Source organism: Salinivibrio siamensis, from assembly GCF_001996005.1.
Lineage (GTDB): Bacteria > Pseudomonadota > Gammaproteobacteria > Enterobacterales > Vibrionaceae > Salinivibrio > Salinivibrio siamensis.
This window is the reverse complement of sequence record NZ_MUFB01000007.1, coordinates 86,531-111,925: the sequence shown is the minus strand read 5'-3', so window position 1 is coordinate 111,925 and position 25,395 is coordinate 86,531. Positions and strand designations below refer to the sequence as shown.

Genomic DNA, 25,395 nt, shown 5'->3' with positions numbered 1-25,395 from the left:
CTCTACTTCCTGATTAATAATTAGTTCACGCTCACACGCAACGCGGCGGCGATAGCAAAGGGGGCCAGGGTGACGGACCCAGCCAACATGGCGCCAAGGATCGCCAGCTGTCCATTGATGTCTGCACCGAATCCCGCCATATCAATTGCTGAGGTGGCAAAAATCAGTACAGGAATATAAAGCGGGAGGATCAGCAAGCTCAGAAGAACACCTCCCTTGCGAAGACCCACTGTTAAGGCAACCCCGATCGCGCCAACAAAACTCAATGTGGGCGTGCCCAACAATAGGGTCATCACCACCGCTTGATACTGGACCCCATCTAGCGATAGCAATAACGCCAACACTGGGCTGACTAATAACAAGGGCAAGCCGGTCAATAACCAGTGGGCAATGACTTTAGCAATCACTAACAGCGGCAAGGGGACGGGCATCAACATCATTTGCTCAAGCGACCCATCAAGGTAGTCATCACGGAACAAACGCTCAAGTGACAGCAGTGCAGACAGTAATGCCGCGACCCAGATAATGCCGGGGGCGATGGTCTGCAGTAACTGAGGGCCAGGCCCAACACCGAGCGGGAATAAGGTGATCACAATAATAAAAAACCACAAAGGGTTTAGACTATCAGCCGGCTGACGAAAAGCGACTTTTAACTCTCGGCGAATAATCAACCACATCGCTTTGATCATTGCGCCCCCAAACGAATACGACGCAATAGCGGGTGACCCACAAACATGTCCTGGTGAGTGGTAAATAGCACCATTCCGCCTTGTTGCACATGCCGCTCAAAAACAGCTTCAAGCACTTTCACCCCTTGTTTATCAATCGCCGTCAGCGGCTCATCGAGAATCCACAATCTCCGGTCACTTAACCAAAGCCGTGCGAGGGCAACGCGCCGGTTTTGTCCCGCAGACAGCTGTCCCGCGGGGATATCCTCACGCCCCGCCAAACCGACCTTGGCAAGTGCTTGCCAAATTGCATCATGATCACACCGTCCATGCATCTGCATGTAATAGGCCAGATTTTCAAACGCGGTGAGTTCGCGCTTGACCCCTGTGGTGTGACCTAAAAAAAGAAGATCGCGATAAAAGGCATCGCGTTGTTGGGTGATCGCCTGCTGCTGCCAACAGACCTCGCCACTGTCCGCCACCCCAAGGCCAGCGATGATACGCAATAATGTGGTTTTGCCTGCTCCATTTGGGCCTTCTACTTGTACGAGATCACCAGGAGCCAGAGAGAATGTCAGCGCATCAAACAACACTCGGTCATCACGAACACAGCAAAGCTGTTTCACTTCCAACATGACAAATGTTGCATCCTGCTTGTGTTACAAAAGTGGACGCATAGTACCACAATGGTCAAAATGACTGTTAGTTACCACAGGGTTGCAAAGTGTGACTCGCGTAAATAATTGTGAGAAACCATGAAGATTGCACCAACCAATCTACAGCATTTGATGGTAAAACCCGCAGCCATCGCCTCACCGTCCTTGCCATCAATCGATGGCCGCGCGCTGTCGCAGGCACAATTTACCCTAATTCATACCGCGGCCAGCACAGGGTTGGCCGATGTGTTAGCCCAGTTACATTTGTTACCTGCACTGACTGCCACCATGAGACAACAACCGGCATCAACCCAAGCGTTAATGCAATCACTACTTACCGCTTGGACGCTTCCCACTCCCGGCCATCAACAGGGAACCAGTTCAGACACCATTGTCCAGTGGCTCACACAACGCCCTGCCGATAAGTTGCTTGCCACACTACTCAAGCAATGGCTCTCGCCCCAGTCAGAGGGCGATAATCTTACGGGTGCATTAAGACTGATGGCCGAGCAAAGAGTGGCTGAGTCATCACGCCCTGGCGAATGGCAATGGGTATTACCTTTTTCCGATCTCCAGCGGCCGCCCGTTCGTGTCACGGCAAAAAAACAAGGTGAACAAACATCCCCCTCCGCTGAGGAAACGGTTCAGTGGCACGTTCGCCTATATCTTCCCGTTAGGCACCAATTTGTCCGTGCCGACTTAACCTTGTCCAAGCACGAAAGAGCACTCACACTGACCGCACCGACAACGACACTCAAACACCGCATTCATCAAACGCTTGACTGGCTCAGTGAGCGGTTTGCGCATCAAGCGATTGCCTTAGATATAGCGATCAGTGAAGAGATCGATGAAACCGGACCAGAATCAGAGAGTGATGTGCCAGCCGCTGGCATTTCCATGAGGGTTTAATGATGAAAGATAAAAAACGAGCAGTGGCTCTCGGGTATGACGGCTACCATGCCCCAAAAGTCAAAGCAAAAGCCACGGATAAACTCGCACTGGAGCTGATTGAGGCCTTGAGTGAACAAGGTGCACTCATTCATCAAGATGCTCATTTACTCGCCTGGCTAGACCGATTAGATAAAGATGATGAGATTCCACCTGAGCTCTATCGAGTGATTGCCGAATTGATTGCGTACGCTTGGGTACTGGAAGGAAAGACCCCGCCAGGCTGGCAGGGACATACACCGATAGACACCTTGGTATAGGTATCGGAAAGCTTGGGTGGTTAGCGCTGCTGATTGGCAGCTTGTCGTTTACGCAGATTAAGCAGCAATTCGGCCTCTGCTTTGGGGAGATCACACTCTTGCATTAACTCGTCAACATCCGCGCCCAAATCAACCATTTTACTGGCTCGACTATAGAGACGGCTTTCCGAATCCTGCATTTCAAGCTCAACATGCTTTTCTAACAACTCATCCACATTGGCAGATAAATCGGCGAGCTTCTGCCCCATCCCCATGCTACCTGCCCGCAATTCATTAAATTGCTTCGCTAAGCTGTCATGGCGTTGACGCGCACTCTTGAGCACGGTTTCCATAGCTTGCAGCTTATTCTCTAGTCGCTGCCTGGCACGCTTTTCTGCGCGAAGGCGCCATAAAGCAACGATGGCAAACACCACCGTCACAGCAACAGGCGACCACGTCAGCACAAGCTCCATCATTACAGCATTGCCATCTCATTCCATTCTTCGTCGGTCAACAGCTTGTTGAGATCAACCAAGATAAGAAGCTCGCCATTGCGATTGCTCACGCCTTGAATAAACTTAGCGCTTTCTTCAGTGCCAACACTTGGCGTGGTATCGATTTCTGATGTTTTCAGATACACCACTTCCGCGACGCTATCAACCATAATACCAATCACTTGGGTCTCGGCTTCGATAACGATCACGCGGGTATTATCCGTCACTTCGGTAGAGGCTAAGCCAAAACGTGAACGCGTGTCGATCACGGTAACGACGTTGCCGCGCAAGTTGATAATACCTAATACATAGTCAGGGGCGCCCGGTACGGGTGCAATTTCGGTGTAACGCAGCACTTCACGCACCTGCATCACATTAATGCCGTAGGTCTCTTCTTCGAGCTGAAAAGTAACCCACTGCAACACCTCGTCATTGACGCCTTCTTTTTGAACTTCAGCTACCTGAGACATTGATTTTCCTCTTTACGCGCTGTGTAACTAGTTATTACGCCATCGCCTTGGCGTCAATCCCCTGATTTAACATAGCAATAAATGCTTGAACATGGATCAGAGCACACATTTTTTCTTTTACCATGCCCGCTAGCCAAGGCCGCTTTCCCGCTTGTTTTCGCCAGCGAATCGCTTTGCCACTGAGCGCCTGGGTGCCGAGTAACTGATCACACGCCAGCCCCCACTTACTATCGCCCAGAATCACAATATAATTATAGTCGTCCCTGTGCTGATTATCTGCCAGTTTTTCTGGCATCACCCAGCGAGCGGTATCGACAACATCAAGCTGTTGTTGCTTTTCTGTCTGTAATCCTAGATACCAATCAGGCCGACCGATAAGGCGATTGCACTCGCCCAATTGATGAATACCGCCAAGTTCGGCTAAAGGGACCGCGTAGGTCACGCCCATACTTTCAAAGAATAATACCTGAAACTCTGCTTCCGTTTCAGCATTTTCCCATTGAGTAGGAGGAAGATCTTCTCCCGCTTGGGTGTCAGCCTCCACTGTTTCCTGCGTGTGAGCTGCTTGCTCAAGCTCTTCAGTCACCCCGATATCGGCTTCAGGGGCAACGGCGTCGGCCTCTACGCTGACCTCGGTCTCGGTCTCGGTCTCGGTCTCGGTCTCGGTCTCGGTCTCGGTCTCGGTCTCGGTCTCGGTCTCGGTCTCGGTAAGAGTTTCTACCTCAGGGACCGCCTCGTCTACCTGAACCTGCTCCTCAACATCAAGCCCCCAATCGGCCATGGTATAGGTTTCAAGGGTTTGCTCTTGTGCCTCTTCCACAACAGGATCGACAACCTGCTCGGCCGTCTCTTGGGCAACGTCTTCCTCAGTTTGGGTCGCCGTTTTCGCTTCCAGCTCCGCCTCTTCATCGACTTTGAGCTGGGCAAGTAACCGCTCAACTTCCGCCAAGTCACGCTCTGGTTCAGCATACGCGACCGGTTCTGGTGTTACTGCCTCCGTGACAGGTTGTGGCTGAAGCCGTGGAGAAGCATCACCGAGGTACGATGCAGACGACACCTCCGGCGTGGCACGAGCGGGCTCTACAGGCTGTTTGCCTGGTTGGGCTACCTCACCTAAGTCATCCAGCAGGGCCTCAAAGTAATCGTCGAGCGCTTGACCACTGGATAGGGCATTATGCTTGTTCATCCTGCTCCAGTCGCTCCAAATAGGTTAATAGAGTTTTGTAGGCAAATACACCGCGGCAATTTTTCGCATAGAAAGACGCTGGCATATGCTTTAAGCTTGCATCTCGAAACTTAGTATCGATAGGCACGGCTGAGGCCCAGACCTGATCGCTATAGCGAATTTTAAGCTCCTGTAGGGTTTCCAGCGATGCCCGCGTACGCTTGTCGTACATGGTTGGAATGATAGTGAGATTAAAGTTAGAGCTACGAGACTTTTGCATGATCTGCAACGTGCGCATCATACGTTCCAACCCTTTCATCGCCAAAAACTCGGTCTGAACCGGGATCAATACACGATGACTGGCCGCCAACGCGTTGACCATCATCACGCCCAAAATCGGTGGGCAATCAATCAACACATAGTCATATTCGTCAGCCAATGCATCCAGTGCTTTTTTTAGCACCAACCCCATGCCACCCCGGTTCCCCATCACACGGTCTAACGTCGCCAGCGACATGTGTGCAGGAATTAAGTCCATATTCTCAAACTGTGTTTTGACAATGAGCGGCTTCACCGTCTCTTTATTGACAGTTTGTAGTTGAAACAAATCAAACAAGCTCGCTGGCAGCTGCTCTGAATCAAAATTCAAATAGGTCGAGAGAGAAGCGTGTGGATCCGTATCCACTAGCAGGACACGTTTCTTACGTTCACTGATCAATCCTGCCAATGTCACCGTGGTGGTTGTCTTACCAACACCGCCCTTTTGGTTGGCGATACTCCAGACTATCAAGCCCCACTCCTTATTTTAAATTCAGCTCAACCATGATGCGTTCGGCGATCCTCTCCAGCGGTAAGTCTTCCGACGAGATACCCGCTTTCGCCACTGCTTGCGGCATGCCATAAACGACACAGCTTTCCTCGTCCTGTGCCCAGATAGTTGCCCCCGCGCTTTTTAGCATACGTGCGCCCTCTCGACCATCTGCGCCCATACCGGTGAGCACCATCGACAGAACCTTATCGCCATATATTTTAGCGGCGGAGCCAAAGGTAACATCCACACAAGGCTTGTAATTCATCCGCTCGCCGCCGTCGAGAATTTTTAGACGTGCCGCGCCTGGTCTGCCATCAATCATCATTTGCATCCCCCCCGGCGCCAGGTAGGCGTGCCCAGGTTTGAGCGTGTCCCCATCTTTCGCTTCAACGACAGTGATTTTGCTCAGTCCATTCAGGCGCTGCGCAAACGCCGATGTGAATGTGGCAGGCATATGTTGAATCAAAACAATCGGCAGCGGAAAGTTTGCAGGTAGCTTGGTCAGTACTTTTTGCAGCGCAACGGGGCCACCGGTCGACGTACCAATCGCCATCAATTGGTAACGTTTACCTGTGGCGGTAAATCGCGCTGGCGCCTTGGACGGCGCACTCGCCCCCGCCGCAGGGCGGGACGCTGGGCGCGCAGGCGTGCGCACACCGCCCGATGGCGAAGCCGTTTGCCCGGTACTGCCTGGGGAGGATGGGCGCGTCGCACGTCGAAGTACCGGCCGTTTACGCGCAATTTCGAGTACGCGCTGTTGCAGTAAACTGGTCGCTTCTTCGCGATTGCGAGCGATGTCCTCAAACTTTTTAGGAAGAAAGTCGAGCGCCCCAGCTTCAAGTGCATCTAACGTGGCTTTCGCCCCATCATGCGTCAACGATGAAAACATCAAAATTGGTGTGGGCGTTTGCGCCATGATCTGGCGCACCGCCGAGATACCATCAAGTACTGGCATCTCCACATCCATAGTGACAACGTCAGGCTTGAGTTGGGCGGTTTTTTCCACCGCTTCCTTGCCATTCACTGCACTATCAATGACCTCCATTCTCGGATCGGCATTGATGATTTCACTAACACGGCGACGGAAGAAACTGGAGTCATCTACCACCAATACTTTTACTGCCATGGGCGTCCTTTTCTCAAATTAACCTGCGTAATGTTTCAACAGGTTGGGCACATCCAAGATCAGAGCAATATGACCATCACTGGTGATGGTTGCCCCTGCCATTCCCGGCGTCCCTTGAAGTAGTTCGTCAAGTGGCTTAATGACCACCTCCTCTTGACCAAACAAGGTGTCTACCACAAACGCGATGCGTTGATGCGCGATTTGCACGATCACCACATGCCCCTTGGTTTTATCGATATCAGTTGATCCTTTACACAACCAATCTTGCAAGAAGAACAGTGGGATCGCTTTATCGCGTACGATTAAGGTTAGCTGGCCATCAACCGTATTGGTTCTGGACATATCCAAACTGATAATTTCACTGACATTCGACAGAGGGAACGCAAACGGGTTATCACCGACGCCGACCATGAGGGTTGGCAATATCGCCAGTGTCAATGGTACCTTGATTTCCAGAACCGTCCCTCGGCCGAGCTCAGAGTCGATATTAATCGAGCCATTAAGCTTGGTGATGCCGGTTTTCACCACATCCATCCCCACACCACGACCAGAAATATCGGAAATCTCGGTTTTGGTTGAAAAGCCAGGAGCAAAAATCAGGTTGTACGCTTCACTATTACTTAAGCGAGCCGCCGCTTCTGCATCAAGGACACCACGGTCAACCGCGATGCTCTTCAGCTTTTCAGCATCCATACCGCCACCGTCATCAGCAATGGTCAGGAGAATATGATCCCCTTCTTGTGACGCTTTGAGGGTGATGGTACCGACACGAGGTTTACCCGCTTTTTCACGCTCATCAGGCATTTCAATACCGTGATCCACCGAGTTACGTACCAAGTGGACCATAGGGTCAGCCAGCGCTTCGACCAGGTTTTTATCCAGATCGGTTTCTTCGCCCTGCATTTCCAGGACGATTTCTTTTTTCAAGCTACGTGCTAAGTCACGGACAACGCGGGGGAAGCGGCCAAATACTTTTTTAATTGGCTGCATACGCGTTTTCATCACCGCGCCTTGCAAGTCGGCAGTAACCACATCTAGGTTGGTAACCGCCTTGGCCATGCTTTCATCGTTGCTGCTTTGGCCCAGGCTCACTAAGCGGTTACGCACCAACACCAGCTCACCAACCATATTCATAATGCCGTCAAGCGTGGAGGTATTAACTCGTACCGTTTGCTCTTGTTGAGGGGCGGCCGGTGGCTTCTTCTCAGGTGCCTTTTCTGCCGCCGCAGGGGCTTTACCGCCCGCGCCGGCACTTTTCGGTGTGCTTTCTTTCGCGGGCTCAGGCTTGCTCGCTTTTTGTGTGGGCGCAGGCTCCGGCTTTGGCTGAGGTTTGGCTTGCGCATCCACCTTATCGGCATCCGCTTTCGCTTTCTCCGCTTCGGCGGCGGGGCCTTTGCCTTTACCGTGCAAATCATCCAAGAGCTTTTCAAACTCGTCGTCATCAATCAGCTCATCACCACCAGATTGGGACGACGCCGAAGCGGGCTTATCCGATGGCGCTGATGGACTTTCATTGCTGGTGTCGCTTGCCCCTCCAGCAGGGCCTTTACCTGCACCGTGCAAATCATCAAGCAGTTTTTCGAACTCGTCGTCGGTAATATCGCCGCTATCGGCCTCAGTGCTTTCCACCACCTCAGGCTTTTCGGATGCTGAATCAGACGCCGTGGGTGCTTTTCCCTCACCATGGAGCTGATCGAGCAACTTGTCGAATTCATCTTGGGTGATCTCATCCACGGAGTCGCCACTGATCGCACTGTCGTCCTGGCTTGATGCGTCACTTTCAGACGCCTCAGGTTCGGGTTCGGGTTCTGGCTCGGGGTCTGGTTCAGGTGCAGGCTCTTCCGCCACAGCCTCATCTTCACTCGCGGGTTTCGCATAGCGGTGCAGTGCTTCGAGCAAGGCACCATCGGCTGGCACTGGCTCTTCGCGGTTTTGTACCGCGGCGAATTGATCATTGACGGTGTCCAGCGCCTGCAAAATGGTATCCATCACATCCGATGTCAACTCACGCCCGTGATTACGCAAGTTATCAAAGACGTTTTCAGCACCGTGGCACGTATCGACCAGCGCATTTAAGCCAAGAAAGCCCGCGCCACCTTTTACCGTGTGGAAGCCACGGAAAATACTGTTTAGTAAGTCTGCATCATCAGGGGCACGCTCCAAATCGACCAGCTGCTCAGACATCTGCTCGAGGATCTCTCCCGCTTCAATCAAAAAGTCCTGAAGGATTTCTTCATCCATCTCAAAGCTCATAGCGCACCTCTAAAAACCCAAACTCGATAATAAATCGTCAACATCATCTTGGCTGTGAACCACGTCATCGCGCTCTTCAGGGTGAATCACAGGACCCTCAGGGGCTGACTTATCGGTGGTATCATCTGCTTTTTTCGCCGGTGCTGCGTCAATCGCAGCGCTATCCATGCCAAAGGCGGTAAGTATTTCTACCAGCTGTTGCTCAACTTCTTGCACCAATTCAATCACGCGCCGAATCACTTGGCCGGTTAAGTCTTGAAAGTCTTGTGCCATGAGGATTTCAGTCAGGTGCGCGTGCAATTCTGTCGCGCCCCCTTCTACTTGGGTCAAGAGTTCGTCAATGTTGTGACACAACGACTTGAACTCATCCAAGGCAATCTCACCGCGCATCAGGCTGTTCCAGTTGGGACGAACAGCTTGCAAGTTGTCTTGCAGCTCGCTTGCTATCGGCATGGTTCGTTCAACCGAATCCATGGTTTTGTTGGCGGCCAATTCGGTTTTCTGCATGACATACGTGAGCCTGTCGCGAGCGTCAGGGATATCCACGTTGGCCAAATCACTCACTCTAGGATCCAAACGAAAGTCAGTAATTGAGTCATGTAATTGGCGGGTGAGCTTCCCCACTTCATTAAACAGTGGGTCACGCGCTTCTTTCGCTATTTCGGTAAGAAGCGTATTAGCGTTATCTTGCTCTCCGTTTTCAAGATACGCGACCAATTGTTTCGCTTGGTCCAGATTGATCATGGCGGTTCCTTCTTACTGTGCGCTTGCGAATTACATACGCTCGAAAATCTTATCGAGCTTTTCTTTCAACGTAGCGGCAGTAAAAGGTTTAACAATGTAACCGTTCACCCCTGCTTGCGCGGCTTCTACAATTTGCTCGCGCTTCGCCTCAGCGGTGATCATCAATACAGGCAGGTGCTTAAGATCGCCGTCCTTACGGATTTCTTTAAGCAAGTCAATCCCCTGCATACCAGGCATATTCCAATCGGTCACGACAAAATCAATACCGCCTTTTTTGAGGATTGGCAGCGCGGTTAAGCCGTCATCCGCTTCAACGGTATTGTTGAAACCTAAGTCACGAAGAAGATTCTTTACGATACGGCGCATTGTTGAAAAATCATCAACAACGAGAATTTTCATGTTTTTATCCAAGGTTGCCTCCGGTGAGGTCTCGTTTTATTGTCGAAACAGTTACTTACTCACTATGCCAAGCGGATAGCTTAGCTCTCAAACGTTGCGTAGCCTGACTTTGAATCTGACAGACCCGGGATTCACTGACCCCTATCACTGCTCCTATCTCTTTGAGGTTTAATTCCTCATCATAATAAAGAGATAGCACCAGCGCCTCTCTTTCAGGAAGACTTTTGATCGCCGCCGCTAATGCGGCTTTGAAACTGTCTTCCGCAACACCCTGAAAGGGAGTGTTGTCATTACGGCGACTCTCTGTTGTGAATGCATCTTCAGAGACGCCCAGATCATCCATCCCGATCAAACGTCCACAGTTTACATCGTTAAGCGCCTGATGGTACTGCTCTAAGCTCATATCAAGCTTTTCTGYAACCTCCACGTCGGTTGGATCCCGACCTAACGCTTTTTCTAGCGATGCGATAGCATCACTGATTGAACGACTCGCCTTGTGGACAGACCGTGGCACCCAGTCACCGCGGCGCATATCATCCAGCATAGCACCGCGAATTCGAATACCGGCATAAGTTTCAAAACTCGCCCCTTTGGAGGGGTCATAATTTTGCTGTGCCTCAAGGAGGCCGACCATACCAGCTTGGATCAAATCTTCTACTTGAACACTCGGTGGCAAGCGCCCCATCAAGTGATGCGCGATGCGCTTGACCAAACTCGAATAACGCTCAAGTACCGCTTGGCGATCTGCCCCTGTGCGGCTATACGTGAGCGCTCTATTCACGAACTAACTCTCCTGCGTCATCATTTTTGATAAGCAACCGCTCAACAAAAAACTCCAGATGGCCTCCCGGATTTCGCGGCACCGGCCAAGTCAGCGCTTTGTTCGCCAGCGCATTCATTGCCAATGATGCGGGCGAGCGAGGAAATGCGTCAATGACAACTTTTTGTTTTCTCACTGCTTGCCTCACCCTTTCGTCAACGGGAACACATGCTACTAATTCTAGATTAGCATTGAGAAACCTTTCAGTGACTCGCGTTAATTTTGTGAACAAGTCTCGTCCTTCACGGTAGCTTCTGACCATATTTGCAACAACTTTAAAGCGTGTCACACCATGTTCACGGCTGAGTACTTTAATCAATGCATACGCATCAGTAATTGATGTAGGTTCATCACAGACCACAATGACGACATCTTGTGCGGCGCGCGAGAAACTCAGTACCATGTCTGAAATCCCCGCGGCAGTATCCACTAAGAGTACATCAACCTCTTCTTCGAGTGTACCAAAAGCGCGAATTAAACCAGCATGTTGCGCCGGTGTGAGCTCCGTCATACCTTGAAGACCAGACGATGCAGGTACGATTTTCATACCGTGCGGACCTTCGAGAATAATATCTTTCAGATCACAGACGCCTTGAAGCACATGAGACAGATTTTTGCCCGCTCTTAGGCCAAGTAACACATCCACATTGGCGAGGCCAAGGTCGGCATCCAATACCATGACTTTTTTCCCTTGGCGAGCCATAGACGCGGCCATTCCCAGCGTGACATTGGTTTTTCCTACGCCACCTTTTCCCCCGGTTACGGTAATAACCTTGGTGCGTGACGGATTGGTTAAACGGCGCAGGCCGCTTGCTTGATCTTGCATGCTTGTCTCAATCATAAAAGTCCGCCCCATTCGACTCTGGGACATCACTGTTCCAGAAGTGATTGTGCTGATCCGCACCTGACTCCAACATTTCACTGGCTTTGCCAACCAGGAACTGTCCCGTGGCTTGGCGGATATCTTCCGGCACACGTTGCCCGTCGGCTAAGTAGGCCACAGGCAGGGCATTTTCGATGGTGACACACAACAGTTCACCGAGGCTGAGCGATTCATCGAGTTTGGTCAGAACACATCCCGATAACGGGATGCGGCGAAAATGTTCAATGGTTTCTTGCAATACGCGGCGTTGTGATGTCGCCGGTAACACCAGTAGGCTACGAATATGCGAGCCACTATTTTGCATCAGGGTATCGAGCTGTTCCGACAAGCGAAGATCACGCTGCCCCATCCCGGCGGTATCTAGCAATATCAAGCGTCTATAACGCAGCTGATAAAGGATGTCGGCAAGCTCATCGGCATCTTTAGCCACTTTAACGGGGCAACCAAGAATACGGCCGTACGTGGCTAACTGTTCATGGGCACCGATACGGAATGTATCTGTGGTCACCAAGGCAATATCTTCCGGGCCAAATTCCATCGCGGCTCGCGCCGCCAGCTTAGCAATCGTGGTGGTTTTCCCGACCCCTGTCGGACCAAGAAGTGCAATCACGCCGCCGGTTTCTAGCATATTCTCGTCAACCGTGATCACCTGATCCGCAACCAAGTCAAGGAGCGCTTGCCACGCCTCATTCGGTGGTGTCTCTTCTGGGATATAACAGGCCAGTTGATCCGCTAGCTCAGAAGATAGTCCCATACGCTCTAAGCGTTTGATAAGCATGGCGCGTAACGGCTCTCGCCGCTCTACCTCTTGCCACATAAGCCCCGACAATTGGTGTTCTAATAAGCTTCGAATTGATGCCATTTCCTGACGCATTGCATCAATTTCTTGATGAGAAGCCTGGGATTGGCGTGCCTCAAACCGGGATGGATCTAGCTTAGGCTTGGACGTTGACGAAGATGCATGCGGACCGCTCGACTTATTGGCAGCCGTTTGCCAGCCAGAACGACTGCTACTTTTAAGTTGCCGACGAGGCTCATAACCGCGTCCTAGCGCGGCGGGCCGCTCGTCAGCCCCTGATGGCGATGGGCTCCGTGCTGGCTGCTTTTGTTGGCGTTGTAGCAACGCGCTCAACGAATCAGCTTCTGTTTCTGGTTCCGCGGGCTGAGATTGGTCACGGTACTCATCCAACATGGCAGAAAAACGAGGTGGGCGCTTAGTATGACCGTTTTGACGACCACCTGCCTGTTGCCGTTGACGCAGTTGCACTTGATCATCCGCAAGTTGGCGGTGAGCCTGAGAATAAGCCTGAGCAGATTGTTGCTGCGCTTTTGGTGCGGGCTTATCAGGCATTGGCTCTGTATCCGCATCAACTGCCGCGACAATTTCTACGCCGCCTGTCACTTTTTTGTTAGACATGATCACCGCATCAGCGCCAAGTTCTTCTTTCACTTGGCTTAACGCTGCTCTCATATCCTTTGCAAAAAAACGTTTTATTTTCAAAGCACTGCCCTACTCATAAACGATGTTAATTGTTGCCAACCGCATTGACGATACGAATTTGTTTTTCATCAGGCACTTCTTGATAAGACAAGACGCGTAGCGTCGGTATTGTGTTTTTAACAAATTTCGCCAATGTCGCTCGTAGCACGCCAGACGTTAGCAATACGGCCGGCTCTCCTTGCAACTCTTGTTGTTGCGTCGCTTCTGCCAACGAAGACTGCAACCGCTCAGCCAGACCCGGCTCAATCCCTGTCGACTCGCCACCGGATGCCTGCATAGTTTTATGCAACATCTGTTCCAGTTCAGGAACAAGCGTAATGACTGGCAGTTCAGGGGCGCTGCCATTGATTTCTTGAACGATCAGACGACGCAATGCAATCCTGACCGCTGCGGTTAAAATGTCAGGATCTTGACTCTTACCGGTATACTCAGCCATGGTTTGCACGATAGTGCGAATATCACGAATAGGGATCGCTTCACTCAGTAAGTTTTGCAGTACTTTGACTAGCACACTGAGCGGAATTTGATCCGGGATCAGTCCTTCAACCAAGCGCGGTACTTGCTTACCTAACATATCGACCAGATTTTGCGCTTCCTCGTGACCCAATAAACGCTCGGCGTTGTTGGTCAACATCTGGCTAAGGTGGGTGGCCAGCACAGTGGCAGAGTCAACTACGGTGTAACCGAGTGCTTGAGCATGCTCTCGTTGGCTTGGCTCAATCCAAACCGCCTCAAGGCCGAAAGCCGGATCCTGGGTGGGCTCGCCGTCGATAGGGCCAAAAACTTGACCTGGGTTGATCGCGAGTTCATGTTGAGGGTGGACTTCGGCTTCTCCGACAGCGACCCCCATTAAGGTGATGCGATAGTTATGGGGTGGCAGTTCAAGGTTGTCGCGAATATGTACCGGTGGGATCAAAAAACCAAAATCTTGCGACAGCTTTTTACGTACGCCTTTGACTCGGTCGAGCAGCTCTCCGCCCTGATCACGATCGACCATGGCAATCAGACGATATCCAACCTCCAGTCCGATAACATCCACCGGCTGCACATCGTCCCACGATAACTCTTTCGGTTTAGCAGGCGCGGCTTCGGGAAGATCGGTTTGCTCCGGCGCTTGCTGTGCTTTTTGATATTGCTTGTATTTCCAGTACGCTAGGCCACCACAAATCACTGCCAGCAGCAAGAAAGGCACATGAGGCATCCCCGGTACTAGCCCCATCACCGTCAAAATACCGGTGGCAATCATCAACGCACGCGGGTTATCAAACAGCTGGAATACCACCTGTTGTCCCATGTCTTCTTCGGTGTTTTGTCGCGTCACCATAATGGCGGCGCCTATCGACAGCAGCAACGACGGTATTTGTGCAACCAGACCATCACCAATGGTCAGTAAGGTATATACCTCCAACGCCTCGGAAAAACCCAAGCCATGTTGACCCATCCCGATAGACAAGCCACCCACAATGTTGATGAAAAGGATCAAAATACCGGCGATGGCATCGCCTTTAACGAATTTAGACGCACCGTCCATTGAGCCATAAAAATCCGCTTCTTGCGTGACTTCTTGGCGTCGTGACCGTGCTTGTTCTTGGTCGATAAGCCCTGCGTTTAAGTCGGCATCGATCGCCATTTGTTTACCCGGCAATGCATCCAAGGTAAAACGCGCGGTCACTTCTGAAATCCGGCCCGCACCTTTGGTGACGACCATGAAGTTAATGATCATCAGGATAAGAAAGACCACCAAGCCCACGGCATAGTTACCACCAATGACCACCGAGCCAAAAGCACCAATCACTTGGCCTGCTGCATCCGGGCCCTCGTGCCCATAAAGCAAAACCACACGCGTGGAAGCAACGTTAAGCGCCAGCCGCATTAACGTTGCAATCAAGAGCACCGCTGGGAAAGCCGCAAATTCAAGTGGGCGCCGTGTATAAATGGTGACCAGCAAGACCACGAGCGACAATGCAATGTTAAATGAGAACATTAAGTCGAGCAGCATCGGTGGAACAGGCAGAACCACCATCGCTAAGGTCGCTAATACCAGTGCTGGCGCGCCGATAGCCGGCATCGCTCCTAACCTGTGGTAAGGCACTTTGTCAGAAAATGGCAATCGCCAGTTGGCTTTTAACATGTTAAGCGTTCAAATCCATGATTGGTGAACGCGGGCCTGGTGCCGCGTATAATCAAAACGGGAATGCAGAGGAAGCAAGTTTTACGCCAAAAAAAGACAATAAAGTGTCAGCATTTTGGCACTGCGCTGACATTGCCGCGTTCAGCAACGCTTAGTCATGTTGCAAGTCGGAAGGGATAGGTAAATAAGCGTCATCAGGACAAGTGGGTCGTCGACCCCGTCCTTTTTTGTATTGCTTAAGCTGGAAGACATACGCCAAGACCTGCGCGACGGCGGTAAACAAACCGTCAGGGATCTGTTGCTCAAGCTCGGTGCTAAAATACAATGCCCTCGCCAGAGGGGGAGCGGGGACAATGGCAATGTCATATTCAGCCGCAATTTCTCGTATTTTCAATGCAGTAAAGTCCGAGCCTTTGGCTATCACGACGGGCGCACTATCGATATCACTATTGTAGCGCAGCGCCACGGAGTAGTGTTCGGGGTTAGTCACGACCACATCGGCTTGAGGCACGTCCGCCATCATCCGGCGTTGCGCCATCTCACGCTGTAACATTCGGATACGCCCTTTCACTTCTGGGCTACCCTCAGTTTCTTTGTGCTCGTCTTTTACCTCTTGTTTGGTCATTTTAAGCTGCTCATTGTGTTGCCAAATTTGAAACGGCACATCAATGACCACCACAACCAACAGTGAGCAACACACGAGTAATACGAAGTTCAGTAAAATGTCGAGCGCGTGATAGAGATTACTGGGAAAGGTATCAATGGTCAGCTCAAAGAAGTCTTCCAAGTTCACATAAACCAGATAAGCCGCCACGCCCGCGACCAACAGCACTTTGAGGACAGACTTCAATAGCTCGACCAAGCCTTGAGTACCAAACATACGCTTGAACCCAGAAAGCGGACTCATTTTCGACAGCTTAGGCCGTGCGGCTTCCCAAGAGAAACTCACACCACCGAGCCCGGCCGCCCCCACGAGGCCGGAGATAAATAGCACAATCAAGATCAGCCCAAGTGGCAGAATCAAATGCAGTAGCTCACCGACCACCACCAGCATCAGCTCCGAGCTATCAAAGATCTCTGCACGTGACAAGGAGAATAGGCGCGTCATCAATGCCATTAGGGCTTCGCCCAGCGCTTGCCCGAACCACATCAAACTGATCGCCCCGACCACTAACACTGCCACGGAAGCCAGTTCTCTTGAGCGCGGTACTTGGCCCTTTTCCCGCGCCTGCTCCTGCCTTCGGGGCGTGGCGTCTTCTGTTCTTTCCTGACCGTCGCTCTCTGCCATCAGCTTCTATCCACAGTTAATTCGAATCAGCGAACAAACTTGGTTCAACCCTGTTTCCCAATGATTGTTGTAATGCGTCAACATACCGAACAGCAAATACCAGCTGATCAGCAACCCCATTAACAATGCAAAAGCGAAGCCAAGAGAGAAAATGTTTAGTTGCGGCGCAGCCCGTGTCATCACACCAAAAGACAAGTTAACCACCAACAAGGCAATGACGCCGGCCAGGGAAATACTGAGTGCTACTTTAAACATGATGCCAAACCACTGTGCCAAACTACGGTAGTCGGCGGCACCAATCATTTCGCCAATCGGTAAGGTGTCAAAACTCATCACTACCAGGTTAAGCATTTTTAGATGCCCATCCGTGGCGAGAAACAACATCACGGCCAAAAACAAGTAAAACTGCCCTAGCAAAGGGGTATTCTGACCATTAGCCGGGTCGACCATAGATGCGAACCCCAAGCTCGACTGCATCCCCAAAATTTGCCCTAACACCACAAAGGTTTGGGTGATAAATTGGGTGACCATCCCCATCGCCACACCAATGATCACTTGCTGCGCAAGCACGGTAAACCCCGCAAAAGAGACCAGCTCGATATTCTCGGGGGCGGCCGGTAACGCGGGCATCACAGCAAAGGTAATCGCTAAAGAGAGGTAGAGGCGGATCCTCACAGGCACAAACCGCGCGCCAAAGAAGGTCATCGCCATCATCATTGACGAAATACGGGTAAAGGGCCAAAAGTAGTTAGCCATCCAAGATAAAATCACCGAGGCTGGATATTCCATGGCTTGCCTCGTCAGTAGAGAATGTTGGGGATGTGATCAATCAAGCGATAGAAATACTCCATCAGCATTCGCGTCATCCAGTGGCCAAAAAACATCAGCGCAATAAAGGTCGCGATCAAACGCGGTAAAAAGCTCAGCGTTTGCTCGTTAATCGAGGTTGCCGCTTGAAAGATGGCGACAATCAGGCCAACCAACAAACCAGGCACCACAATCGCTGAGACGAGGAGTAACACCAAATAGAGCGCATCTTGGAAAAGCTCGACAAACGCTTCTGGGGCCATCGCTGCCTCCTTTAGCCGAAACTGGCGGCTAAGGTGGAGAGGATCAAGTTCCACCCGTCAACCAGAACAAATAGCATCAACTTAAAGGGTAACGACACTATCATGGGCGATAGCATCATCATACCCATTGCCATCAATACCGACGCCACGACCAAATCAATCACCAAAAACGGCAAGAACAGCATAAAGCCAATTTGGAACGCGGTTTTGAGCTCAGACGTTACAAACGCGGGGATCAGCACCGTCATCGGGACTTGTTCAGGCTCATCGACTTGCGACCCAGACATATTGACGAAGGTTTCCAAATCTTTAACCCGCGTTTGCCGGAGCATAAACTCACGCAGCGGCACCTGTACCCGATCAAAGGCTTCCCTTGCTGTGACTTGTTCATTGATATAAGGCTGAATCGCCTCTGTGTTCATTCGGTCAATCACAGGTGACATAATAAATAAGGTCAAAAACATCGCTATGCCAATGATCACTTGGTTCGATGGCGTTTGCTGTAACCCCATGGCTTGACGCAAAATGGCCATCACCACCACGATCCGAGTGAACGACGTCATTAAAATGACAACCGCTGGCAAAAAGCCCAGCGCGGTCATTATTGCCAGAATTTGCAACGTGACGGAGTAGTCTTCACTACCATCCGGGTTGACACGCATCGTGACCGCTGGGATCCCGCCTCCTGTATTGCGACCCACTTCTAAACGTGCCGCCTCACCACTTTCGCTAATCGATTCGGTGGTGATGCTTTCTTGTGCTGGCGTCGCTTCTTGTTCGGCTGCAGCAAACGGTGTAAATAAGGTAGCTGCCACCCAGACCCAAGCGGCCAATAACATTCGTATCGTCATTTTCGATTCAACAGTTGGCTAAGCTGATTGGCAAAGCGAGAAGGCTTGTCAGACGCTGGCGTCGCCGTTGGAATGGGGTTATCCAGTGTTTTTAACACGTTCACGCTGGTAGCCGTTACGCCGACAACCAGCTGCTCGCCGTGGATATCGACCACCAGAATGCGCTCCTTTTGACCCACTGCCAATTGGCTGACGATCGTGATTCCGTCACTTTGCTGTGCCAGCCCCGGCACTTTTAATCGTCGCAGCAACCAGGCCAGAGCAAAGATAAGCCCAAGCACCAACCCCAGCGACAACAGCATTGTCACTATACTGACCTCGGGCGCCGCCGCCCACACGGGCATTGGCACCAAGAGTACACCCCAAACGCGTCGGTTCACCGTCATCCCTATCGTAGTTTCTTAATCCGTTCAGTTTGGCTAATCACATCCGTGAGGCGGATACCAAACTTGTCGTTAACGACCACCACTTCACCGTGTGCGATAAGCGTGCCATTGACCAGCACATCGAGCGACTCCCCGGCCAACCTATCTAACTCAACCACCGAGCCTTGGTTGAGCTGAAGCAGGTTACGGATGTTAATTTGCGTATGCCCCACTTCCATAGAAATGGTCACTGGAATATCGAGGATCGCGTCCAGTTTGCGCTGTTCATCCGCCCCCATTTTTTGCTCGCTGTCATCAGTGAGCTCTTCAAGTGGTGCCGCTTGTACATCATCAGAGCCCTCGGCATCAGATTGCTCAGCCAGGGCTGCAGCCCAATCATCGTCTACATCATTTTGATCCATGACGTCTCACCCTTGTTTACAGATTCTGATCACTGAGCATTACCTTGTTTATCATCGATGGGTAAATCTTCCTCGAGATCATCGAGTAGCTCAGGTTTATCCTGCAACAACGAAATATCCGATTTCGCCATTTCAGGACGCTTAAGTTTTTCCACAATTTTCAGTGCCAGCTTATCGTTAGATTGTCCCATCTTCGCGCGATAGGTGGGCAAGTCTTCCACGAACACCGTACACGCATCCGGCATATCAACCGGAATCACATCGCCTTTTTGCAGCTCCATCAGGTCGCGCAAGGATAAAGTGACATCTAAAAGCTTGGCACTCAATTCAACATTCACATCCAAGATTTCATCCCGTAGCGCTTTACTCCAGCGCACATCGGTATCCATCTTGTCACTTTGTACCCCGGCATCAAGTAGCTCGCGAATCGGCTCCAGCATTGAGTAGGGCATGACCATATGAATGTCACCGCCACCACCATCAAGCTCGATATGGAATGAGCTCACCACAATCACTTCTGAAGGGCTGACAATGTTGGCCATTGCCGGATTAACCTCTGAGTCTAAATACTCAAAGGCCACTTCCATCACGGGCGCCCACGCGTCTTTGTAATCCTCAAACATCAACTTCAGCAGCATCTGGATCACACGCCGCTCTGTCGGGGTAAACTCCCGCCCTTCAATACGAGCATGAAAGCGCCCATCGCCACCAAAAAAGTTTTCCACCAATATGAACACCAGACGGGCTTCCATGGTGATCAAGCTGGTGCCTTTTAGTGGGCGAAAACGCACCATATTCAAACTGGTCGGCACGTACAAGGTGTTTTGATACTCGCCAAACTTCATCATCTGCACGCCGTTGATCGATACTTCGGCGGTTTTACGCAGCATGTTAAACAAGCTAATGCGCATATGACGGGCAAAGCGCTCATTAATAAGCTCGAGCGTCGGCATCCGCCCACGCACAATTCTGTCTTGTGACGAGAAGTCAAAGGAGACGGCCCCCTCTTGATCCGCTTCGGGCTCGTTGTCTTCCTCTTCGACGTCATCAACACCGTGAAGCAGCGCATCAATTTCGTCTTGGCTGAGTAAGTCAGTCACGTCATCACCTATTGCATCACAAAGCCAGTAAAGAGCACACGCTCTACCACCGGCTCGCCCGTTACTTTGATTAAGGCCGCGCGCACATTTTCTGCCGACTGGCGACGAATTTCGAGTTGGCCTTGTGGTGTGCGCAGTTGCTCCACCGTGGCCGCACCAAACGTATTAAGAAGCGCGTGCTCAATCAGCGGTAAGTTTTCCTTCGCTAGGGTTTCCATTTCACTGCCACGCACTAACAACTGGGTATTGACTTGCACCAGTCGTTGTTGCTCATCACCGGTGACATTAAAGACGAATGGCTTGGGTAAGGTGACATAAATCGCAGGCAGAGCATTGCTTTGTTCCTCGAGGACAATGTCTTCTTGGCTGCCGTCATCACCAGATAGGAAAAAGAACGCCGCACCGCCTACCGCCGCGAGCAATACAACGGCGGCGACAATGATAATGAGCAGCTTTTTCTTGCTCCCACCTTGCTCTGGGGTTGCGTTATCATCTGCCATGGCTGGTCTTGCTCCTTGTTATTTAAGCGTAGTAATCGACGGCGCGATCACTGTGTGAGACGTTCAGCGTTTGCCCGGCTAGCATGGCATCATCGCCATCATCCGGCCCTGTCGTGCCACGTGGTGCCCCACCTGCAGTGCCAGCACCATCGCCATGCTGGCCAGAGGCCATCTGTTGTGCACCACTGTCTTGCTGTTGAACCGACCCCTGGGCTAACTGTAGCCCTTGTTGCTGCAACATATCGCGCAATCTTGGCATCGCTTGCTCGACAGCATCACGCGCTTGCTGGTTCGCCACCGTGATATGCACAGAGGCTTGGTCGTTGTTTATCCCCAACTTAATTTGCATGCGTCCAAGCTCGGGTGGGTCGAGACGAATATCCACTTGCTTGAGGTTTTTAGACAACATGACATTGATTCGCTCAGTCAGTGCCGCGCCCGCTTCGCTAGGTGTTTGCCCCAAAGGTAGCGGGGCCTGCGCAGTTTGAGCGACCTGAATATCTTGTCGTGCTGTCGCTGCGTTCGCGCTTGGTGTGCCTAGACTGCTTGCCAATTGCTGGGCCAAGTTCTCGCCTCGTGAGGCCCCTTCCGCCGCGCTTGCAGCGCTGCCTGCAGCCAATGCGGCGTCAGTTTGAACCGCCTGTTCTGCCATCGCTTTCAATGCCGCTTTACTGACATTGTCTGACCGTTCATTTTGCCCGGCTAACATAGAAGCGGCATTCGGGTTGCCTGTTGCGCCACCTTTTACGTCAGGGTTTGCCATATTTTGTTGTAGGCCAGTCGCCTGTCGCAGCTTATCAGCCAGCTCGTTCGTTTTCGTCGTCGCCCCTTCTTTGGCCAACAAATCTTTGAGCGCAGACTCTTTGTTGGCTGACGCAGCATCGCCTAAGGCAGACTCACCGGGCGCCACCTTAGCGGCGGCAGCCCCATGTTGACTCTCCTGCTGCGCCTTCATGGCCGCCCATTTGATCGCCGGCCCATCCACAGGGAGAGATTGCCCCCCTTTAGGCACCTCACCACTGCTATCAAGCGCCACTTGGCGCCCAGCACCTTGTTCCAATGCGGCGCCACGATCTTGCGTGGCTTTAACCTGGGCGACTAACGCGGCGAGTTGTTCGGGCGATAACTGTGCCAATACCTCCTCCGCGGAAACCTCATCCGGTAGCGCTTTAGAGAGTTCGGCAAGCAGTGCTTGTTTGTCTACTTCACCCTCTTGACCCTGGAGGTCTACTCGCACGTTACTGTCAGCGTCGCTCATCGGTAATGCATCGGCAGATAATGCCGTGGTATCCCCACCGGCAGGCAAGGTTTTGCCAGTAAGCATGTCCGCCGCTTGATTCAAACGCATTAATAAAGATTGGCTTTCTTCCATTGCCGTCATATCGGCAATTTTTTCCATCTCCGCCTCGCTGAAAACACCGTCAGCCAGCATGGCTTCCGCATCAATGGCCTGACCATCGACGAGTAAGGTTTTGCCATCAGGGGTTAGCTTGATAGACTCCCCTTGTCCTTCACTTCCATCGAGGGATTGATGCAAAGCGGACAAAAAGCCGGCACTTTGCTCTCCTTTCACCTCGCTGGACGCGCCCTCACTCGGCGCAGACAGGGTTTTACTCGAAACATTGGAAAGTGTCAGCATTGACTGCGTCATAAGTTTCTCATCATTACCTATGGTTACCTATGCGTCAGCTTGGCATCAGCTGGCGCGTCGGTAATGAGAAAGCAATTATCGCGCCATTTTATTGTGAAGAGAAGGGCGAGGGGCGTCGACGTGCGATAATCGCTGCCATTTCATCCATTTGTCGTTGTTCTTGGTAACGAGCACGCTCTGCTTCCTCACGTTCTCGTTTTTCTATCAGCCACTCTAGTGATTGCCGGTGCTGGCGGGTTTGTTGCCATGTCTGACGGCACTGCTCTAAATGATCTTTAAATTGATGCTCTGCATCTCTTTGTTTTGCCAAGGTTTCATCAAGCTGAACAATGAATTTATTTAAATGACCAAAGGCGCTGGCCGATAAGCCTGACTGACCACGCTCAGACATCTGACGGCAATACTCAAGCCGGTACTGTTCAATTTGCTCCAACTGGCGATAGTAATCATCAAGTGATTGCTGAGCCGCGCTCACACTGAGCTGAGCCTGCTTTTCATCCTCTTGGGCTTTGTCTAACAGCAACTGAAGTGCGTGATCGGCCATCGGTTACCCCTGTAAGGTTGAACGCAACATGTTGACACACATATCAAAAGGAACCACTTCTTTGATCCCTTGCTGCAGATAATTGTCGAGCTTGGGCTTCAAACTAAACGCCTGATCAACCGCCGCATCACTGCCAGGTTTGTAGGCGCCTATCGAGACCAGATCTTGATTTTTACGGCACACGGACAACACTTGCCGCACCGCTTTCGACATCAGAATTTGCTCATCGCTGGTAATATTGGGCATCACTCGACTCACTGAACGCTCAACATCAATGGCAGGATAATGACCGCTATCTGCTAACTCGCGCGATAGCACAATATGACCATCGAGTATCGCTCGTGCTGCATCGGCAATGGGGTCTTGTAAATCATCCCCCTCGGTCAGCACGGTAAAAAAGGCCGTGATCGACCCCTGTCCAACGGCACCGTTCCCCGCGCGCTCAACCAGTGAGGGTAAGCGCGCAAACACCGAAGGCGGATACCCTTTGGTCGCGGGTGGCTCGCCCACTGACAACGCAATTTCGCGCTGAGCCTGCGCAAACCGCGTTAACGAGTCCATCAATAAGAGAACATCAAGACCCAGATCGCGAAAATACTCAGCAATGGTCAACGCCGTTTGGCAACCTTTTAACCGCACCAGCGGTGAGGCGTCGGCAGGCGCGGCAACCACTACCGCTCGGGCACGGCCTTCTTCTCCGAGGATATCATCGATAAACTCTTTCACTTCTCGGCCACGCTCACCAATCAACCCCACGACCACCACTTGTGCAGTGGTACCGCGTGTCATCATTCCCAAGGTGACAGATTTACCCACCCCAGAGCCGGCAAACAAGCCGATACGCTGCCCTTTCCCCACCGTCAATAGACCATTGATCGCTTTGATGCCAACATCAAGCGGCTCACGGATGGGTTGACGTGATAAGGGGTTAATGGGCATGCCCTCCAAGCTCGCCTGTTTATCCGTGTAGATGTCGCCTTTACCGTCCAGTGGATTACCCATGCCATCAATAACACGTCCCAACAGCTCCATACCCACCGAGAGTTGACTGCGTTCAGACAAAGGCGTCACTCTTGCACCTGGCAATACGCCTGATACTTGCTCGTTGGGCATCAGGTATAAAAGTTCGTCGGCAAATCCCACGACTTCGGCTTCAATAGTGCCATTAAGGGTTTCAACCGAACAAACAGACCCAATGGGCGCGCGACAGCCTATCGCTTCAAGTGTTAGCCCAACCATACGCACCAATTTGCCCGACGCCACTGGCTTGGGGGCTAAATTATCAAGCTGACATTGTTTTAACCGCTCAGCGAGTTGGCTCATTATGATTGCCCTGGCTCCTCAGTCGATGTGGGTTCATCTTGCGTCGTGGCCGTGGCGTCTTGCTCAACGGGTTCGTCACTCGACGGCTCGCGCTCAGCGGTCGCCGATTCGTTGGCATAGGCGCCAGTATCAACAGGCTCTACCGTTGCGCCGTCTGATGGCGCGGATTGCCGGGGTTGATTCTGCCCTTGAAACTCTCTTAATAACGCGTCCACGCGGTCAGCATAGCGATAGTCGACGACTGAATCTTTGGCTTTTACATGGACGTCTCCACGCGAGAGTGCGGGCTCTGATTGCAAAGTCCAGTCGCGGGCAGCCAGCATATCGTCGTCATACGCGTCGGTGACAATGGCATAGTCATCTGGATGCAAAGCAGCAGTAACCGGGTGGTCAGCCACTGGCAAAGCGGCAATGGCGGCCCGTAAGGTGTGTAGAATCACCTGAGGATTCGTGTCTAGCTCCACGCCTGTCAATGATTTCGTCAAGGTCTGGACCATCACCAACAGTTGTTGCTCGACATCGATATCCAGCTTTTCTAATGGATGACTTAGCTGATTGAGAATACTGTCAAGCTGCTGGCAACGCGCTTCAATCAGCGCTTGGCCATCGGCGAGGCCTTGCTCAAACCCCGCCTTTTTTCCTTCTTCATGGCCTTTCTCATGCCCTTGTTCTAAACCGGCTTCGAGCCCCTCAGCATGCCCCAGCTGCTTGCCTTCTTCATACCCTTCGTCATAGCCCTGCTGGCGAATAGCATCGAGGGCATCGGCGGTTAAAGGTTCGGGGGCTGGCTCGTTTTCCTCCGGCTCCACCTCAACGTCCGGCTCCCAACTGGGGTCGTAATTGAGTGCGGTCTCTTTGGGCAAGTTTTCGCCTTCGTTGTAAGGGGGCAGTGCCCACCTATCAATGCTTTCGGCATCGGCCTCATCGACGCGGATATAGCCACGGCGTTTTTCTAAACTCATCGTTGCCCCTT

At 51.8% G+C, this 25,395-nt stretch carries 28 protein-coding genes; 2 read left to right on the top strand and 26 right to left on the bottom strand.

From position 1 onward, the window contains the following. Nucleotides 1–20 precede the first annotated feature (20 nt). Both ccmB and ccmA read right to left on the bottom strand, forming a co-directional pair. Nucleotides 21–689 (bottom strand): heme exporter protein CcmB, encoded by a 669-nt coding sequence (gene ccmB / locus BZG73_RS05545; RefSeq protein WP_077578019.1) that lies wholly within the window; start codon nucleotides 687–689, stop codon nucleotides 21–23. Beyond that, on the bottom strand, nucleotides 686–1,303 hold the full coding sequence (gene ccmA, locus BZG73_RS05540; protein ID WP_046074922.1) for a cytochrome c biogenesis heme-transporting ATPase CcmA: 618 nt from the start codon (nucleotides 1,301–1,303) through the stop codon (nucleotides 686–688). The genes ccmB and ccmA overlap by 4 nt, the downstream gene beginning before the upstream one ends. A gap of 120 nt (nucleotides 1,304–1,423) precedes the next feature. On the opposite strand from ccmA, the gene BZG73_RS05535 reads away from it, so the two are divergent. Together BZG73_RS05535 and BZG73_RS05530 are read left to right on the top strand one after the other, a co-directional pair. Then, nucleotides 1,424–2,233 (top strand): hypothetical protein, encoded by an 810-nt coding sequence (locus tag BZG73_RS05535; RefSeq protein WP_077667785.1) that lies wholly within the window; start codon nucleotides 1,424–1,426, stop codon nucleotides 2,231–2,233. Continuing rightward, on the top strand, nucleotides 2,233–2,532 hold the full coding sequence (locus BZG73_RS05530) for an EscU/YscU/HrcU family type III secretion system export apparatus switch protein (RefSeq protein WP_327294534.1): 300 nt from the start codon (nucleotides 2,233–2,235) through the stop codon (nucleotides 2,530–2,532). Before BZG73_RS05535 ends, BZG73_RS05530 begins: the two co-directional genes overlap by 1 nt. 20 nt (nucleotides 2,533–2,552) lie before the next feature. Here BZG73_RS05530 and BZG73_RS05525 read toward each other — a convergent pair whose 3' ends face one another. The 24 genes from BZG73_RS05525 to BZG73_RS05410 all read right to left on the bottom strand — a co-directional run bounded on the left by BZG73_RS05525 (nucleotide 2,553) and on the right by BZG73_RS05410 (nucleotide 25,384). Then, entirely contained in the window at nucleotides 2,553–2,987 is a 435-nt protein-coding gene (locus BZG73_RS05525; RefSeq protein WP_046074924.1) for a DUF2802 domain-containing protein, read from the bottom strand. Continuing rightward, a complete protein-coding gene (locus BZG73_RS05520) occupies nucleotides 2,987–3,475 on the bottom strand; it encodes a chemotaxis protein CheW (RefSeq protein ID WP_046074925.1) in 489 nt (162 codons plus the stop codon). The genes BZG73_RS05525 and BZG73_RS05520 overlap by 1 nt, the downstream gene beginning before the upstream one ends. Nucleotides 3,476–3,509: 34 nt before the next feature. Further along, nucleotides 3,510–4,661: a chemotaxis protein CheW gene (locus BZG73_RS05515; protein ID WP_077667784.1), complete on the bottom strand. Its 1,152-nt coding sequence runs from the start codon at nucleotides 4,659–4,661 to the stop codon at nucleotides 3,510–3,512. Continuing rightward, nucleotides 4,648–5,430, bottom strand: coding sequence for a ParA family protein (locus BZG73_RS05510; RefSeq protein WP_046074927.1), 783 nt, complete (start codon nucleotides 5,428–5,430; stop codon nucleotides 4,648–4,650). Before BZG73_RS05510 ends, BZG73_RS05515 begins: the two co-directional genes overlap by 14 nt. A 10-nt stretch (nucleotides 5,431–5,440) precedes the next feature. Beyond that, nucleotides 5,441–6,577: a protein-glutamate methylesterase/protein-glutamine glutaminase gene (locus BZG73_RS05505; RefSeq protein WP_077638741.1), complete on the bottom strand. Its 1,137-nt coding sequence runs from the start codon at nucleotides 6,575–6,577 to the stop codon at nucleotides 5,441–5,443. Nucleotides 6,578–6,595: 18 nt separating this feature from the next. Continuing rightward, nucleotides 6,596–8,830 carry a chemotaxis protein CheA gene (locus tag BZG73_RS05500; protein ID WP_077667783.1) on the bottom strand — a complete coding sequence of 745 codons (2,235 nt, stop codon included), beginning with the start codon at nucleotides 8,828–8,830 and terminating at the stop codon, nucleotides 6,596–6,598. Nucleotides 8,831–8,839: 9 nt separating this feature from the next. Continuing rightward, on the bottom strand, nucleotides 8,840–9,574 hold the full coding sequence (locus tag BZG73_RS05495; RefSeq protein ID WP_046074930.1) for a protein phosphatase CheZ: 735 nt from the start codon (nucleotides 9,572–9,574) through the stop codon (nucleotides 8,840–8,842). 30 nt (nucleotides 9,575–9,604) lie between these two features. Further along, on the bottom strand, nucleotides 9,605–9,973 hold the full coding sequence (cheY, locus tag BZG73_RS05490) for a chemotaxis response regulator CheY (RefSeq protein ID WP_046074931.1): 369 nt from the start codon (nucleotides 9,971–9,973) through the stop codon (nucleotides 9,605–9,607). A gap of 55 nt (nucleotides 9,974–10,028) precedes the next feature. After that, nucleotides 10,029–10,754 carry an RNA polymerase sigma factor FliA gene (locus BZG73_RS05485; RefSeq protein ID WP_077667782.1) on the bottom strand — a complete coding sequence of 242 codons (726 nt, stop codon included), beginning with the start codon at nucleotides 10,752–10,754 and terminating at the stop codon, nucleotides 10,029–10,031. Next, nucleotides 10,747–11,634 carry a MinD/ParA family protein gene (locus tag BZG73_RS05480; protein ID WP_046074933.1) on the bottom strand — a complete coding sequence of 296 codons (888 nt, stop codon included), beginning with the start codon at nucleotides 11,632–11,634 and terminating at the stop codon, nucleotides 10,747–10,749. Before BZG73_RS05480 ends, BZG73_RS05485 begins: the two co-directional genes overlap by 8 nt. Beyond that, nucleotides 11,627–13,177, bottom strand: a complete 1,551-nt coding sequence (gene flhF, locus BZG73_RS05475; RefSeq protein WP_077667781.1) for a flagellar biosynthesis protein FlhF — start codon at nucleotides 13,175–13,177, stop codon at nucleotides 11,627–11,629. Before flhF ends, BZG73_RS05480 begins: the two co-directional genes overlap by 8 nt. 25 nt (nucleotides 13,178–13,202) lie before the next feature. After that, nucleotides 13,203–15,308 (bottom strand): flagellar biosynthesis protein FlhA, encoded by a 2,106-nt coding sequence (gene flhA / locus BZG73_RS05470; RefSeq protein WP_046074935.1) that lies wholly within the window; start codon nucleotides 15,306–15,308, stop codon nucleotides 13,203–13,205. A gap of 151 nt (nucleotides 15,309–15,459) precedes the next feature. Continuing rightward, entirely contained in the window at nucleotides 15,460–16,596 is a 1,137-nt protein-coding gene (gene flhB, locus BZG73_RS05465) for a flagellar biosynthesis protein FlhB (RefSeq protein WP_077667780.1), read from the bottom strand. 6 nt (nucleotides 16,597–16,602) lie between these two features. Next, nucleotides 16,603–17,385, bottom strand: a complete 783-nt coding sequence (gene fliR, locus BZG73_RS05460; RefSeq protein ID WP_046074937.1) for a flagellar biosynthetic protein FliR — start codon at nucleotides 17,383–17,385, stop codon at nucleotides 16,603–16,605. Between the two features lie 11 nt (nucleotides 17,386–17,396). After that, the gene (fliQ, locus tag BZG73_RS05455; RefSeq protein ID WP_046074938.1) at nucleotides 17,397–17,666 is read right to left on the bottom strand and encodes a flagellar biosynthesis protein FliQ; all 270 of its coding nucleotides are present in this window, start codon (nucleotides 17,664–17,666) and stop codon (nucleotides 17,397–17,399) included. Between the two features lie 11 nt (nucleotides 17,667–17,677). Further along, nucleotides 17,678–18,517 carry a flagellar type III secretion system pore protein FliP gene (gene fliP, locus BZG73_RS05450; protein WP_077578010.1) on the bottom strand — a complete coding sequence of 280 codons (840 nt, stop codon included), beginning with the start codon at nucleotides 18,515–18,517 and terminating at the stop codon, nucleotides 17,678–17,680. After that, on the bottom strand, nucleotides 18,514–18,897 hold the full coding sequence (fliO, locus tag BZG73_RS05445; RefSeq protein WP_158010009.1) for a flagellar biosynthetic protein FliO: 384 nt from the start codon (nucleotides 18,895–18,897) through the stop codon (nucleotides 18,514–18,516). The genes fliP and fliO overlap by 4 nt, the downstream gene beginning before the upstream one ends. 8 nt (nucleotides 18,898–18,905) lie before the next feature. Then, nucleotides 18,906–19,304 carry a flagellar motor switch protein FliN gene (gene fliN, locus BZG73_RS05440; protein ID WP_046074940.1) on the bottom strand — a complete coding sequence of 133 codons (399 nt, stop codon included), beginning with the start codon at nucleotides 19,302–19,304 and terminating at the stop codon, nucleotides 18,906–18,908. A 29-nt stretch (nucleotides 19,305–19,333) separates the two neighbouring features. Further along, complete coding sequence (gene fliM, locus BZG73_RS05435) at nucleotides 19,334–20,404, bottom strand: flagellar motor switch protein FliM (protein WP_077578008.1); 1,071 nt, start codon at nucleotides 20,402–20,404, stop codon at nucleotides 19,334–19,336. A gap of 8 nt (nucleotides 20,405–20,412) precedes the next feature. Continuing rightward, nucleotides 20,413–20,904 (bottom strand): flagellar basal body-associated protein FliL, encoded by a 492-nt coding sequence (fliL, locus tag BZG73_RS05430; protein ID WP_077667779.1) that lies wholly within the window; start codon nucleotides 20,902–20,904, stop codon nucleotides 20,413–20,415. A gap of 22 nt (nucleotides 20,905–20,926) precedes the next feature. Beyond that, nucleotides 20,927–22,555 (bottom strand): flagellar hook-length control protein FliK, encoded by a 1,629-nt coding sequence (locus BZG73_RS05425; RefSeq protein ID WP_077667778.1) that lies wholly within the window; start codon nucleotides 22,553–22,555, stop codon nucleotides 20,927–20,929. An 88-nt stretch (nucleotides 22,556–22,643) separates the two neighbouring features. Next, entirely contained in the window at nucleotides 22,644–23,099 is a 456-nt protein-coding gene (gene fliJ / locus BZG73_RS05420; protein ID WP_046074944.1) for a flagellar export protein FliJ, read from the bottom strand. A gap of 3 nt (nucleotides 23,100–23,102) precedes the next feature. Further along, complete coding sequence (gene fliI, locus BZG73_RS05415; RefSeq protein ID WP_046074945.1) at nucleotides 23,103–24,422, bottom strand: flagellar protein export ATPase FliI; 1,320 nt, start codon at nucleotides 24,420–24,422, stop codon at nucleotides 23,103–23,105. Next, on the bottom strand, nucleotides 24,422–25,384 hold the full coding sequence (locus BZG73_RS05410) for a flagellar assembly protein FliH (RefSeq protein ID WP_077667777.1): 963 nt from the start codon (nucleotides 25,382–25,384) through the stop codon (nucleotides 24,422–24,424). Before BZG73_RS05410 ends, fliI begins: the two co-directional genes overlap by 1 nt. Nucleotides 25,385–25,395 lie beyond the last annotated feature (11 nt).